The organism is Acidovorax sp. (assembly GCF_021287135.1).
Lineage (GTDB): Bacteria > Pseudomonadota > Gammaproteobacteria > Burkholderiales > Burkholderiaceae_C > Acidovorax.
In genome coordinates this window covers 45,687-57,914 of the sequence record NZ_JAJTBB010000036.1, presented here as the reverse complement: position 1 = coordinate 57,914, position 12,228 = coordinate 45,687, and the positions used below count along the sequence as shown (strand labels likewise).

Annotated in this window: 14 protein-coding genes and 1 tRNA gene; 12 read left to right on the top strand and 3 right to left on the bottom strand. The window is 63.3% G+C overall.

The window, feature by feature from the left end; genetic code table 11:
* The 3 genes from pilV to LWW96_RS09335 are packed head-to-tail and all read right to left on the bottom strand — an operon-like array spanning position 1 to position 1,796.
* Positions 1 to 651, bottom strand: coding sequence for a type IV pilus modification protein PilV (gene pilV, locus LWW96_RS09345; protein ID WP_291486249.1), 651 nt, complete (start codon positions 649 to 651; stop codon positions 1 to 3).
* Positions 652 to 656: 5 nt separating this feature from the next.
* Positions 657 to 1,232, bottom strand: a complete 576-nt coding sequence (locus LWW96_RS09340; protein WP_291486247.1) for a GspH/FimT family pseudopilin — start codon at positions 1,230 to 1,232, stop codon at positions 657 to 659.
* Between the two features lie 27 nt (positions 1,233 to 1,259).
* Positions 1,260 to 1,796, bottom strand: a complete 537-nt coding sequence (locus tag LWW96_RS09335; protein ID WP_291486245.1) for a GspH/FimT family pseudopilin — start codon at positions 1,794 to 1,796, stop codon at positions 1,260 to 1,262.
* A 586-nt stretch (positions 1,797 to 2,382) separates the two neighbouring features.
* On the opposite strand from LWW96_RS09335, the gene rpsO reads away from it, so the two are divergent.
* The 12 genes from rpsO (at position 2,383) to nuoF (ending at position 12,220) form a co-directional block, all read left to right on the top strand.
* The gene (rpsO, locus tag LWW96_RS09325; RefSeq protein WP_291486243.1) at positions 2,383 to 2,649 is read left to right on the top strand and encodes a 30S ribosomal protein S15; all 267 of its coding nucleotides are present in this window, start codon (positions 2,383 to 2,385) and stop codon (positions 2,647 to 2,649) included.
* 206 nt (positions 2,650 to 2,855) lie between these two features.
* Positions 2,856 to 5,105, top strand: a complete 2,250-nt coding sequence (gene pnp, locus LWW96_RS09320) for a polyribonucleotide nucleotidyltransferase (protein ID WP_291486241.1) — start codon at positions 2,856 to 2,858, stop codon at positions 5,103 to 5,105.
* 97 nt (positions 5,106 to 5,202) lie between these two features.
* On the top strand, positions 5,203 to 6,189 hold the full coding sequence (locus tag LWW96_RS09315; protein WP_291486238.1) for an NAD(P)H-quinone oxidoreductase: 987 nt from the start codon (positions 5,203 to 5,205) through the stop codon (positions 6,187 to 6,189).
* Between the two features lie 2 nt (positions 6,190 to 6,191).
* Positions 6,192 to 6,941 carry a triose-phosphate isomerase gene (gene tpiA / locus LWW96_RS09310; RefSeq protein WP_291486236.1) on the top strand — a complete coding sequence of 250 codons (750 nt, stop codon included), beginning with the start codon at positions 6,192 to 6,194 and terminating at the stop codon, positions 6,939 to 6,941.
* A gap of 37 nt (positions 6,942 to 6,978) precedes the next feature.
* The gene (secG, locus tag LWW96_RS09305) at positions 6,979 to 7,338 is read left to right on the top strand and encodes a preprotein translocase subunit SecG (RefSeq protein ID WP_291486234.1); all 360 of its coding nucleotides are present in this window, start codon (positions 6,979 to 6,981) and stop codon (positions 7,336 to 7,338) included.
* Positions 7,339 to 7,455: 117 nt separating this feature from the next.
* Positions 7,456 to 7,540, top strand: a tRNA-Leu gene (locus LWW96_RS09300).
* Positions 7,541 to 7,612: 72 nt separating this feature from the next.
* Positions 7,613 to 7,972, top strand: a complete 360-nt coding sequence (locus LWW96_RS09295) for an NADH-quinone oxidoreductase subunit A (RefSeq protein WP_291486232.1) — start codon at positions 7,613 to 7,615, stop codon at positions 7,970 to 7,972.
* A 25-nt stretch (positions 7,973 to 7,997) separates the two neighbouring features.
* A complete protein-coding gene (locus LWW96_RS09290) occupies positions 7,998 to 8,477 on the top strand; it encodes an NADH-quinone oxidoreductase subunit B (RefSeq protein WP_007849129.1) in 480 nt (159 codons plus the stop codon).
* A gap of 10 nt (positions 8,478 to 8,487) precedes the next feature.
* Positions 8,488 to 9,099, top strand: coding sequence for an NADH-quinone oxidoreductase subunit C (locus LWW96_RS09285; RefSeq protein ID WP_291486230.1), 612 nt, complete (start codon positions 8,488 to 8,490; stop codon positions 9,097 to 9,099).
* A gap of 27 nt (positions 9,100 to 9,126) precedes the next feature.
* Positions 9,127 to 10,380 (top strand): NADH-quinone oxidoreductase subunit D, encoded by a 1,254-nt coding sequence (locus LWW96_RS09280; RefSeq protein ID WP_291486228.1) that lies wholly within the window; start codon positions 9,127 to 9,129, stop codon positions 10,378 to 10,380.
* Complete coding sequence (gene nuoE / locus LWW96_RS09275; RefSeq protein ID WP_291486226.1) at positions 10,377 to 10,865, top strand: NADH-quinone oxidoreductase subunit NuoE; 489 nt, start codon at positions 10,377 to 10,379, stop codon at positions 10,863 to 10,865. Before LWW96_RS09280 ends, nuoE begins: the two co-directional genes overlap by 4 nt.
* Positions 10,865 to 12,220 (top strand): NADH-quinone oxidoreductase subunit NuoF, encoded by a 1,356-nt coding sequence (nuoF, locus tag LWW96_RS09270; RefSeq protein WP_291486224.1) that lies wholly within the window; start codon positions 10,865 to 10,867, stop codon positions 12,218 to 12,220. The genes nuoE and nuoF overlap by 1 nt, the downstream gene beginning before the upstream one ends.
* Positions 12,221 to 12,228: the final 8 nt, after the last annotated feature.

Below are 12,228 nucleotides of genomic sequence, written 5' to 3'. Positions count from 1 at the left end.
TCAAGCCCCTGGGCAGTAGTACAAGGTGGCGCCTGAGCCGGGTGCATAAGGGGCGCAGCGCGCGGCAACAGGGATGTATTGCAAGTGGCACGTGTGGTCTGCAGGGCAGGTGGCGGCAGTTCCAGCGCCAGCGCTCAGGCTTCCATCGGCGGCGCGGACCTTGGTGGCGTCGATATCGTCCTTGTAGGCCGTGCTGGCATCCCGCTCGTTTTCTCGCCAGGCGATCATCACGCCCAACTGACGCCCTTGCCCGGCCGCCGCGGCGGCGGTCTCGGCAAGCGGTACAAAGATGCTGGCCTTGCCCAGGGGCAGGTTGTCCCGCACGGATTTTTTCCAGACGGCCAAGTCATAAGCGGCCAATTGCGAGTGATTGCAGCCTGTGGAGCAATTGGGGACAGAGGGCGTGGCGCCGAACGTGGTGACATACACATTGGTGTCTGCCAATGCGTTGGGGTTGACCTTCATGCGCTCGCCCAGGTCTTCAATCAACCGGATCGCCTGGGCGCGGCGCACGGTGGTGGATGTATCGGACAAGGTGCGCATTTGTACGCCCAGGATGCCCAAGATGCCCAGCGCCGCAATGACGATGGCGACCAGGGATTCGATCAACGTGATGCCGCGTTGGTGTTTGCTGTGTGACATGGAATTCATGGATATCAATTAGTGCAAGGAAGGGCTTCCTGGGAAATGATCCGGACCCTTCCGCCAGAATTCATGCAGACGCCAAGCGCGCCGCTGTACGAAATGGTCTTGTTCAACGGCACCAAGTTGAACCCGGGCCATGAACCACTCACAAGCCCCCAACGGTTGAGCTTGATGCTTTCGCCCCCGCGGGTGCGCCTTACCTCAACCTTGGCAGAGGAGGCAACGCGTTGCAGGACAGGATCGGCGGCAGTGCATGTGCCGCTGTCATTGGTATCGTGGCAGACCATCCAGCCGCAATTCCATTTGCTGGTTTCATCGGCGGTGGAGCAGCCGTTGGTGTTATTCGGGAGCTTTTGTACCACCACGTGTCCTCCCCGCTTGATGGCTTCAGACCGCGCATAGACCAAGGTGTCTTGTAGCAGTTCTGCCGATTCGCGCACGCGCCAGTTTTCAATCAACAGGGTAAAACTGGGGCCAGCCAGCGCGGCCAGAGTGGCAACAATGGCAACCACGACCATCAATTCAATGGTGGTGAATCCGGCCTCAAAATGTTGAGCCTGTATCGATGGGGTGTGGCGTGGATGCATACGAGTGGGATTACTGGCGCTTACTGCCTAGGAGCATGCACCGCCTTGTTTCTTTTGCTCAATGCGCCCCCCGCTCACAATGCACAGTCGGATGGCGCTGATATCGGTCGTGCTTTTACCGTCGGGGTACAGCAGAATGTTCATCCCCAGCGCCGGGGCGCCGCCATTGGTCTGGGAGAGCATGCCCCAACGATCCACGTATAACATATTCACGCCGCCACTTTGAACCATCGTGAGCTTGCTGGGGGCCGCGCTGACCTGCAAATCTGTCGTGATGCCGCCCTGGGTATGGGTAACTTTCCAGCCCTGGTTCCACCCTGCTGAGGCGTCGATCGCTACGCCGCCGCCGCGCTTGATGGCTTCCGAGCGAGCGAAGTACAAGGTGGATGTAAGTTCTTCGGCAGCGCTGCGCACGCGCCAGCGTTCAATCAAAGGCCTGAAGCTGGGGGCGGCCAGGGCGGCCAGGATGGCAACAATGGCGACGACAACCATCAGTTCAATCGCGGTAAAGCCGCGTTGGGTTGGCTGGTCGGGGCGTCTTGGCGATGGGCGCAGTGCGTGCATGGCTGCGATCGTAAGAAGTCTCCGATCGCTTCCATCCAGTACCCGCGACAAGTGGTGCCGCCGCCGTGACGAATGGCGTTATTTGCGCGTGTAGCCCCTGCAGGCGCCCGCGTTGTGCAGCCCCTTGCACTCGCGGTACATGCGGCGGTCGTGCTCGGCCGACGTTTCCTCGGAGCTGCTGCGTTGGTGAGTCACCTTGCTGACGCCTTTCTTTTTTGCCGCTGGAGCGGAGTCAGCCGCCGTTGGGTGGGCGCCTTTCGTTCTGGCGGACGCGGGCGCAGCGCCAGCCAGTGTGCCTGCCACGAGGATGCAGGCCGCAGCAAACGGGAGCCATCGCTGTTTCGTAAGAGGTGAAGGGCCTGTTGGCAAGGAGGTGGTGGTGTGGTGTTTCATGGGCGCGTTTCCCTCGGATGGTCGTGCCAGTATGGCCGGGCGCGCAGGCTTGGCAACGGGGCAAATGTCAATCAGAGTTATAATCCCTGGGTTTTGCACGGTGCAAGACGCACGCCCGCAGCCTTTCCAGCCGCTGGCGCAAGTAAAAACCCAGGGCCCGCACGCTGTTCGGGCCTGTCACCAAGGAAAACCAATGATCGCATCTTCCATCAAGGCCGAGGTCGTCAAGGCCAACGCTCGTTCTGCCAACGATACGGGCAGTCCAGAAGTCCAGGTGGCTCTGCTGACCGCTCGCATCAACGAACTGACGCCCCACTTCAAGACCCACGCCAAGGACCACCACGGTCGCCGTGGCCTGCTGCGGATGGTGAGCCGCCGCCGCAAGCTGCTGGACTACCTGAAGGCCAAGGACGCTGACCGTTACACCGCGCTGATTGCCAAGCTGGGTCTGCGCAAGTAATCTTTGCAGCATGCAAGAACGCCTGGGTTAGTCCGCTAGCTCAGGCGTTTTTTACTTCGGAGCCGCAAAACAGAGCGAAGCTGTGTCATTCCAATGGGGCGCGCCAGCCGCTGGCCGCTGCGCCCCATTGGAATGGCATCGTGTTCTGAATTGCCCTCCATCCCAATCTGGCAGCGCGCTGCCAGCTATTAAAACAGGAGCTGAACATGAGCATTTTCAACAAGGTCACCAAGTCATTCCAATGGGGCGACAAGACCGTCGTCATGGAAACCGGCGAGATCGCCCGCCAGGCCTCCGGCGCTGTGCTGGTGAACATCGACGACACCGTGGTGCTGGCCACCGTGGTGGGTTCCAAGATCGCCAAGGCTGGCCAGGACTTCTTCCCCCTGACGGTGGACTACATCGAGAAGACCTACGCCGCCGGCAAGATCCCCGGCAGCTTCTTCAAGCGCGAAGCGAAGCCCAGCGAACTTGAAACGCTGACCAGCCGCCTGATCGACCGTCCCATCCGTCCGCTGTTCCCCGAAGGCTTCTACAACGATGTGCATGTGGTCATCCACACCATCTCGCTGAACCCCGAAGTGGACGCCGACATCGCCGCCATGATCGCCACCAGCGCCGCGCTGTCGATCTCGGGCATCCCGTTCAACGGCCCTATTGGCGCTGCGCGCGTGGGTTACATCAACGGCGAATATGTGCTGAACCCGGGCCAGACGGCCCGCAAGAATTCGCAGATGGACCTGGTCGTCGCCGGCACCGAAGCTGCCGTGTTGATGGTCGAGTCCGAAGCGCAGCAGCTGTCTGAAGACGTCATGCTGGGCGCCGTGGTGTTCGGCCACGAGCAGGGCAAGATCGCCATCAACGCCATCCACGAACTGGTGCGCGAGGCCGGCAAGCCCGTGTGGGACTGGCAGGCGCCCGCCAAGGACGAGCCCTTCATCGCCAAGGTCACGGGCCTGGCCGAGGAAAAACTGCGTGCCGCCTACCAGATCCGCAGCAAGCAGGCCCGTACGCACGCGCTGCGCGAAGCCACGGCTTCGGTGTTCGCGTCGCTCAAGGCCGAAGGCGTGGAATTTGATTCCGTGAAGGTCGAAGGCCTGCTGTTCGAGATCGAAGCCAAGATCGTGCGCAGCCAGATCCTGGCGGGCGAGCCCCGCATCGACGGCCGCGACACGCGCACCGTGCGCCCCATCGAGATCCGCAACAGCGTGCTGCCCCGCACGCACGGTTCGGCCCTGTTCACGCGCGGTGAAACCCAGGCGCTGGTGATCTCCACGCTGGGCACCGAGCGCGACGCGCAGCGCATCGACGCGCTGGCTGGCGAGTTCGAAGACCGCTTCATGTTCCACTACAACATGCCTCCCTTTGCCACCGGCGAAGTGGGCCGCATGGGCTCCACCAAGCGCCGCGAAATCGGCCACGGCCGCCTGGCCAAGCGCGCCCTGGTGGCCGTGCTGCCGACGAAGGAAGAGTTCCCCTACACCATGCGTGTGGTGTCGGAAATCACCGAATCGAACGGCTCCTCCTCGATGGCTTCCGTGTGCGGCGGCTGCCTGTCGCTGATGGATGCGGGCGTGCCCATGAAGGCGCACGTGGCCGGCATCGCCATGGGCCTGATCAAGGAAGACAACCGCTTCGCCGTGCTGACCGACATCCTGGGGGATGAGGACCATCTGGGCGACATGGACTTCAAGGTGGCTGGTACGACCAACGGCATCACCGCCCTGCAGAGGGACATCAAGCTCCAGGGCATCACCAAGGAAATCATGCAGGTGGCGCTGGCCCAGGCCAAGGAAGCGCGCATGCACATCCTGGGCAAGATGCAGGACGCCATGGGCGAAGCCAAGACCGAAGTGTCCAGCTTCGCGCCCAAGCTCTACACCATGAAGATCAACCCCGAGAAGATCCGCGACGTGATCGGCAAGGGCGGTGCAGTGATCCGCGCCTTGACGGAAGAGACGGGCTGCCAGATCAACATCGAGGAAGACGGCACGATCACCATCGCCGCCACCGACGCCGCCAAGGCCGACGAGGCCAAGCGCCGCATCGAGCAGATCACGGCCGAAGTCGAGATTGGCAAGGTGTATGAAGGCCCCGTGACCAAGATCCTGGACTTCGGCGCGCTGATCAACCTGCTGCCTGGCAAGGATGGGCTCCTGCACATCAGCCAGATCGCCCATGAGCGGGTGGAGAAGGTGTCGGACTACCTCACCGAAGGCCAGATCGTGAAGGTCAAGGTCCTGGAAACGGACGAAAAGGGCCGCGTGAAGCTGTCGATGAAGGCTCTGGCCGACCGTCCCGCAGGCAGCGACCGCCCGGCACCAGCCGAGCGCGGCGACCGCGAACCGCGCCGCGACCATGCTCGCGACAACAACCGCCAGCCGGTGGAACAGCAGCAGCAACAACAGCAACAAGCCGTGCCGTCGTCCGACGGTTCGGGCCAGATGGCTGGCTGATCGATATTTGCTATTGTTTTTGTAGCTTCTTGCGCTTACTGGATAAGCGCAAGAGGCCAAAAACACTTCAAATAACCGACTGTTCAAGGAGTCCGACATGCAAGCTGTCGAGATCACGTCCTTCGGGGCTCCGGAGGTGTTGCGCCTGGGCGAGCGCCCCGTGCCGCAGCCCGGTGCTGGCGAAGTGCTGATCCGTGTTGCTGCCAGTGGCATCAACCGGCCGGACGTGCTTCAGCGCAAAGGGCACTACGCACCACCCCCCGGCACTTCCGATCTGCCGGGCCTGGAGGTTGCGGGCGTGGTGGAGTCCGGCGATGCTGCTGCGATGGCGGAGGCGGGCCTGAAGGTGGGCGACAGGGTCTGCGCCCTGTTGGCTGGCGGTGGGTATGCGCAATGGTGCGTTGCGCCGGTTGCGCAGTGCCTTCCGGTGCCCCAGGGCTTCAGCGATGTCGAGGCGGCCTCGCTGCCCGAGACCTTCTTCACTGTGTGGAGCAACGTGTTTGACCGCGGGCGTCTACAGCCGGGCGAGAGCCTGTTGGTGCAGGGTGGAACCAGTGGCATTGGCGTCACGGCCGTGCAATTGGCGCGGGCGATGGGCGCGACGGTCCTGGCCACGGCGGGAAGCGACGCCAAGTGCGCGGCCTGTCTGCAACTGGGCGCGCACCACGCCATCAACTACAAGACCCAGGACTTCGTGGCCGAATCTCGGCGCATCACGCAGGGGCGGGGCGTGGACGTGGTGCTGGACATGGTCGCCGGTGACTACGTGGCGCGCGAGGTGGAGTGCCTGGCCGAGGATGGCCGGCTCGTCATCATTGCCGTGCAAGGCGGGGTGAAGAGCGATTTCAACGCTGGGTTGGTGCTGCGGCGCCGTCTCGCCATCACGGGCTCGACCTTGCGCCCGCGCCCGGTGGCGTTCAAGGGCGCCATCGCCCGCGCCCTGCGCGAACATGTGTGGCCGTTGCTGGAGGCGGGGAAGGTGCGTCCTGTGATCCACAGCACCTTTGCCGCGGCGGAGGCTGCCAAGGCCCATGCCTTGATGGAGTCGAACCAGCACATCGGCAAGATCGTTTTGACGTGGTGACCATGAAAAGCAAGAAAAAACTCATTGCCGGCAACTGGAAGATGAACGGCAGCCTGGCTGTCAACGACGCGTTGCTCAAAGGCCTGGTCGCGGGCCTGGCCGAGGCGGCCTGCGACGTCGCGGTGGCCGTGCCGGCACCGTATCTGGCGCAGGTCCAGGCGGCCGTCTTCGGGTCGGTCATTGCGGTGGCGGCGCAAGATGTCTCGCAGCACGACGCGGGCGCCTACACCGGCGAGGTGTCTGCGGCCATGCTCAAGGATTTTGGCGTGCGCTACACGCTGGCGGGGCATTCGGAGCGCCGGCAATACCACGGCGAGACGGATGCCGTGGTGGCCGAGAAGGCCCAGCGCGCGCTGGCCGCCGGCATAACGCCCATCGTCTGCGTGGGCGAGACCCTGCAAGAGCGCGAGTCCGGCCAGACCGAGGCCGTGGTCAAGCGGCAGCTGGCCGCAGTGATCCACTTGAACGGGCATTGCATCAGTGAAGTGGTGGTGGCGTACGAGCCGGTCTGGGCGATCGGCACCGGCCGCACGGCGTCGCCGGAACAGGCGCAGGCCGTGCATGCCGTGCTGCGCGCGCAACTGGCGGCGGCCAGCGAGCACGCCGACCGCATCCGCCTGCTGTACGGTGGCAGCATGAATGCGGCCAATGCAGCCCAGCTGCTGGCCCAGCCGGACATCGACGGCGGCCTGGTCGGGGGCGCATCCCTCAAAGCCGCGGACTTCCTGCAAATCATCGGGGCCGCCCGCTGAGGCGCCCTGCAACTATTCAATCCGGAGTGAACAAAGAATGAACGTGATCGTGAACTTGGTCTTGGCTGTGCAGATGATCGCAGCCCTGGGGATGATTGGTCTGGTGCTCGTCCAGCACGGCAAGGGGGCCGACATGGGGGCGGCCTTCGGCAGCGGCAGTTCCGGCAGCCTGTTTGGCGCCAGCGGCAGTGCCAACTTCCTGTCGCGCACCACCGCGGTGCTGGCGGCGGTGTTCTTTTGTGCGACGCTGGCCCTGGCCTACTTTGGCAACGCCCGCCCCACCAGCTCGGGCAGCGTGCTGGAAGCGCCGGTTGCCGCACCGGCCGCCGCCGCGTCGGACGCTGCTGCGGCGCCTGCCGTGCCGGCCTCTGGTGCTGCCCAGATCCCGACCAAATAATCTGCGCGAAATTGAGCCCTGTAAGCAGAAGCAGGGTTTTTCCGAGGTAGAATCCTGGATTGTCTGGAAAGCCAACGCCGCAAGGCTCCTCATGCCATCCAGATACATGCAAAATCAGCCGTCGTGGTGAAATTGGTAGACACGCTATCTTGAGGGGGTAGTGGCGAAAGCTGTGCGAGTTCGAGTCTCGCCGACGGCACCAAAACAAGGCCTGCCTGTGTGACCCGGCTGGGGTCCTGACAAGCAAGGCATCAGCGGTGAGCACCTCCTCAAGATGAACCTCGATCAGTACCTCCCCGTCCTTTTGTTCATCTTGATCGGCATTGCCGTCGGGGTGGTGCCGTTGGCGTTGGGTTACATCCTCGGCCCCAACCGCCCGGACGCAGCCAAGAACTCGCCCTACGAGTGCGGCTTTGAGGCCTTCGAGGATGCGCGCATGAAGTTCGATGTGCGCTACTACCTCGTTGCCATTCTCTTCATTCTGTTCGATCTCGAAATCGCATTCCTCTTTCCGTGGGCCGTGACGCTGCACGAGGTGGGGTTTGCCGGCTTTGCTGCGGTCCTGATCTTCCTGGCCATCCTCGTCGTGGGCTTCGCCTACGAGTGGAAAAAGGGTGCCCTGGACTGGGAATAGGCAAGCCCTCAACAAGGATGATGCAATGATTGAAGGCGTGATGAAGGAAGGCTTCATCACCACGAGCTACGACTCTGTGGTGAATTGGGCCAAGACCGGCTCCCTGTGGCCCATGACGTTCGGCCTGGCCTGTTGTGCCGTCGAGATGATGCACGCGGCGGCGGCCCGCTATGACATCGGCCGCTTCGGCGCGGAAGTCTTCCGTGCCAGCCCGCGCCAGTCCGATCTCATGATCGTTGCGGGCACGCTGTGCAACAAGATGGCGCCCGCCCTGCGCAAGGTGTACGACCAGATGTCCGAGCCCCGCTGGGTTCTGTCCATGGGTTCGTGCGCCAATGGCGGTGGCTACTACCACTACAGCTACTCCGTGGTCCGCGGCTGTGATCGCATCGTTCCTGTCGACGTGTATGTGCCCGGTTGCCCGCCCACTGCCGAGGCGCTGATCTACGGGATCATCCAGCTGCAGCAGAAGATCCGCCGTACCAATACCATTGCTCGCGTCTGAAGGGTCGATGATGACTACCCCTGTTGCCATTCGGCCTGAGAAACTCAAGGACGCCATTGCCGCTGCGCTGGGTTCCAAGGCGCGCCAGGTCACCTTGGCCCTGGACGAGGTTACCGTGGTCGTGGCGGCCCAGGATTACCGCGATGCCATGCGGGTGCTGCGCGATGCGCAAGACTGCCGGTTCGAGCAGCTGGTGGACCTGTGCGGCGTGGACTATTCCTCCTATGGCGATGGGGTGCACGAAGGCGCCCGCTACTGCGTGGTGTCGCATCTGCTGTCGGTCAGCTTGAACCAGCGTGTGCGGGTCAAGGTGTTCTGCGCGGATGACGATTTCCCGGTCATTGCCTCCGTGGCCGACCTCTGGAATTCTGCCAACTGGTACGAGCGCGAGGCGTTTGACCTGTTCGGCATCGTGTTCGATGGGCACAACGACCTGCGCCGCATCCTCACGGACTACGGTTTCATTGGCCATCCCTTCCGCAAGGACTTCCCCCTGTCCGGCCATGTCGAGATGCGCTATGACACCGAGCAGCGCCGCGTGGTCTACGAGCCCGTGTCCATCGAGCCGCGCGAGATCACCCCGCGCATCATTCGCGAAGACAAGTACGGAGGCCTGCACTGAGCCGCCCGGCGTCTCATGTGATCCATCATGGCTGAAATCAAGAACTATTCCCTGAACTTTGGTCCGCAGCACCCGGCCGCGCACGGTGTGCTGCGCCTGGTGCTGGAGCTTGATGGCGAGGTGGTGCAGCGCGCCGACCCGCACATCGGGCTGCTGCACCGCGCCACGGAGAAGCTGGCCGAGCACAAGACCTACATCCAGTCGCTGCCCTACATGGACCGCCTGGACTACGTGTCGATGATGTGCAACGAGCACGCCTACTGCCTGGCCATCGAGAAGCTGCTGGGCCTGGAAGTGCCCCTGCGCGCGCAGTACATCCGGGTGATGTTCTCGGAAATCACGCGCCTGCTGAACCACCTCATGTGGCTGGGTTCGCACGGCAATGACTGCGGCAGCTCCACCATCCTGATCTACACCTTCCGCGAGCGCGAAGACCTGTTCGACATGTACGAGGCCGTCTCCGGCGCGCGCATGCACGCGGCGTACTTCCGTCCGGGTGGCGTGTACCGCGATCTGCCGGACTCGATGCCGCAGTACAAGGCCAGCAAGATCAAGAACGCCAAGGCGCTGGAGGCCCTGAACCAGAACCGCCAGGGCTCGTTGCTGGACTTCATTGACGACTTCACCCAGCGTTTCCCCGGCTGCGTGGACGAGTACGAAACGCTGCTCACCGACAACCGCATCTGGAAGCAGCGCACCGTGGGCATTGGCGTCGTGCCGCCTGAGCGTGCGCTCAACCTGGGCATGACCGGGCCGATGCTGCGTGGCTCCGGCATTGCCTGGGACCTGCGCAAGACCCAGCCCTACGATGTGTACGACCGCGTCGATTTCGACATCCCCGTGGGCAAGACCGGCGACTGCTACGACCGCTACCTGGTCCGCGTGCAGGAAATGCGCGAGTCCAACCGCATCATCAAGCAGTGCGTGGACTGGCTGCGCGCCAACCCCGGCCCCGTGATCACGGACAACCACAAGGTGGCGCCTCCGGCGCGCGAATCCATGAAGTCGAACATGGAAGAGCTGATCCACCATTTCAAGCTCTTCACAGAAGGCTTCCGCGTGCCCGAGGGCGAGGCCTACGCCGCGGTGGAGCATCCCAAGGGCGAGTTCGGGATCTATCTGGTGAGCGACGGCGCCAACAAGCCCTACCGCCTGAAGATCCGCGCACCCGGTTTTGCCCACCTCGCGACGCTCGATGAAATGGCGCGCGGCCACATGATTGCGGATGCCGTGGCCATCATTGGCACCATGGACATCGTGTTCGGAGAGATTGACCGATGATTACCGAAGCGACGAAGGCGCGTTTTGCGCGCGAAGTGGCCAAGTACCCCCCCGAGCAGAAGCAGTCGGCCGTGATGGCCTGCCTGTCCATCGTGCAGCAGGAAGAGGGCTGGGTCAGCGCCGAGAGCGAAGCGGTCATTGCCGAGTACCTCGGCATGCCCCAGATCGCCGTGCACGAAGTTACGACGTTCTACAACATGTACAACCAGCAGCCCGTGGGCAAGTACAAGCTGAACGTCTGCACCAACCTGCCGTGCCAATTGCGCGACGGCCAGAAGGCATTGCACCACCTGGAAAAGAAGCTGGGCGTGTCCATGGGCGAGACCACGGTCGACGGCCTGTTCACCTTGCAGCAGTGCGAGTGCCTGGGTGCGTGCGCGGATGCACCGGTGATGCTGGTCAATGACCGCACCATGTGCAGCTTCATGGACAACGACAAGCTGGACCAGCTGGTCGACGGTCTGCGCGCGGCGGAGGGCAAGTGATGACCACGGCAGCACAGATTCTTTCCCAGTTCCGTGCCACGGGCGTACAGACCTGCTTCCATGACCGCCACATCAACCCGCAGATCTATGCGGGCCTGGACGGCACGAACTGGAGCCTCAAGGACTACGAAGCGCGCGGCGGCTACCAGGCCCTGCGCAAGATCCTGGGCAAGGACGGTGGCGAAGGGCTCAGCCAGGACCAGGTGATCGCCACGGTCAAGGAGTCCGGCTTGCGCGGCCGCGGCGGTGCAGGCTTCCCCACGGGCCTGAAGTGGAGCTTCATGCCCCGTTCGTTCCCCGGCCAGAAGTACCTGGTCTGCAATTCGGACGAGGGCGAGCCCGGGACCTGCAAGGACCGCGACATCCTGCAGTTCAACCCGCACATCGTCATCGAAGGCATGATCATCGCGGCGTACGCGATGGGCATCACCGTGGGCTACAACTACATCCACGGCGAGATCTTCCAGACGTACGAGCGCTTTGAAGCCGCCCTGGAAGAAGCCCGCGCGGCCGGCTACCTGGGTGACAACATCCTGGGCGGCAGCTTCAGCTTCCAGCTGCATGCGGCCCATGGCTTCGGCGCGTACATCTGCGGCGAAGAAACGGCCTTGCTGGAATCGCTGGAAGGCAAGAAGGGCCAACCGCGCTTCAAGCCGCCGTTCCCGGCCAGCTTCGGCCTGTACGGCAAGCCCACCACCATCAACAACACCGAAACCTTCGCGGCAGTGCCCTGGATCATCCGCAACGGCGGCCCGGCCTACCTGGAATGCGGCAAGCCCAACAACGGCGGCACGAAGATCTTTTCGGTGTCGGGCGACGTGGAGCGGCCCGGCAACTATGAGATCCCGCTGGGCACGCCATTTGCCAAGCTGCTGGAACTGGCCGGCGGCGTGCGCAAGGGCCGTCAGCTCAAGGCGGTGATTCCCGGCGGCTCGTCCGCGCCGGTGCTGCCCGCGTCCATCATCATGGAATGCACGATGGACTACGACTCCATCGCCAAGGCTGGCTCCATGCTGGGTTCGGGTGCCGTGATCGTGATGGACGACTCCCGCAGCATGGTCGAGAGCCTGCTGCGCCTGTCGTACTTTTATTCGCACGAATCCTGCGGCCAGTGCACGCCCTGCCGTGAAGGCACGGGCTGGATGTGGCGGGTCATTGACCGCATCCAGCATGCCCAGGGCCGCGAAGGCGACCTGGACCTGCTCAATTCCGTGGCCGACAACATCCAGGGTCGCACGATCTGTGCGCTGGGTGATGCCGCCGCCATGCCCGTGCGCGCCATGCTCAAGCACTTCCGTCCCGAGTTTGAGGCACTGATCCGGAACAAGGGCCCGCAGGCTGCGGCCTCCGCCTGATCGCGAGA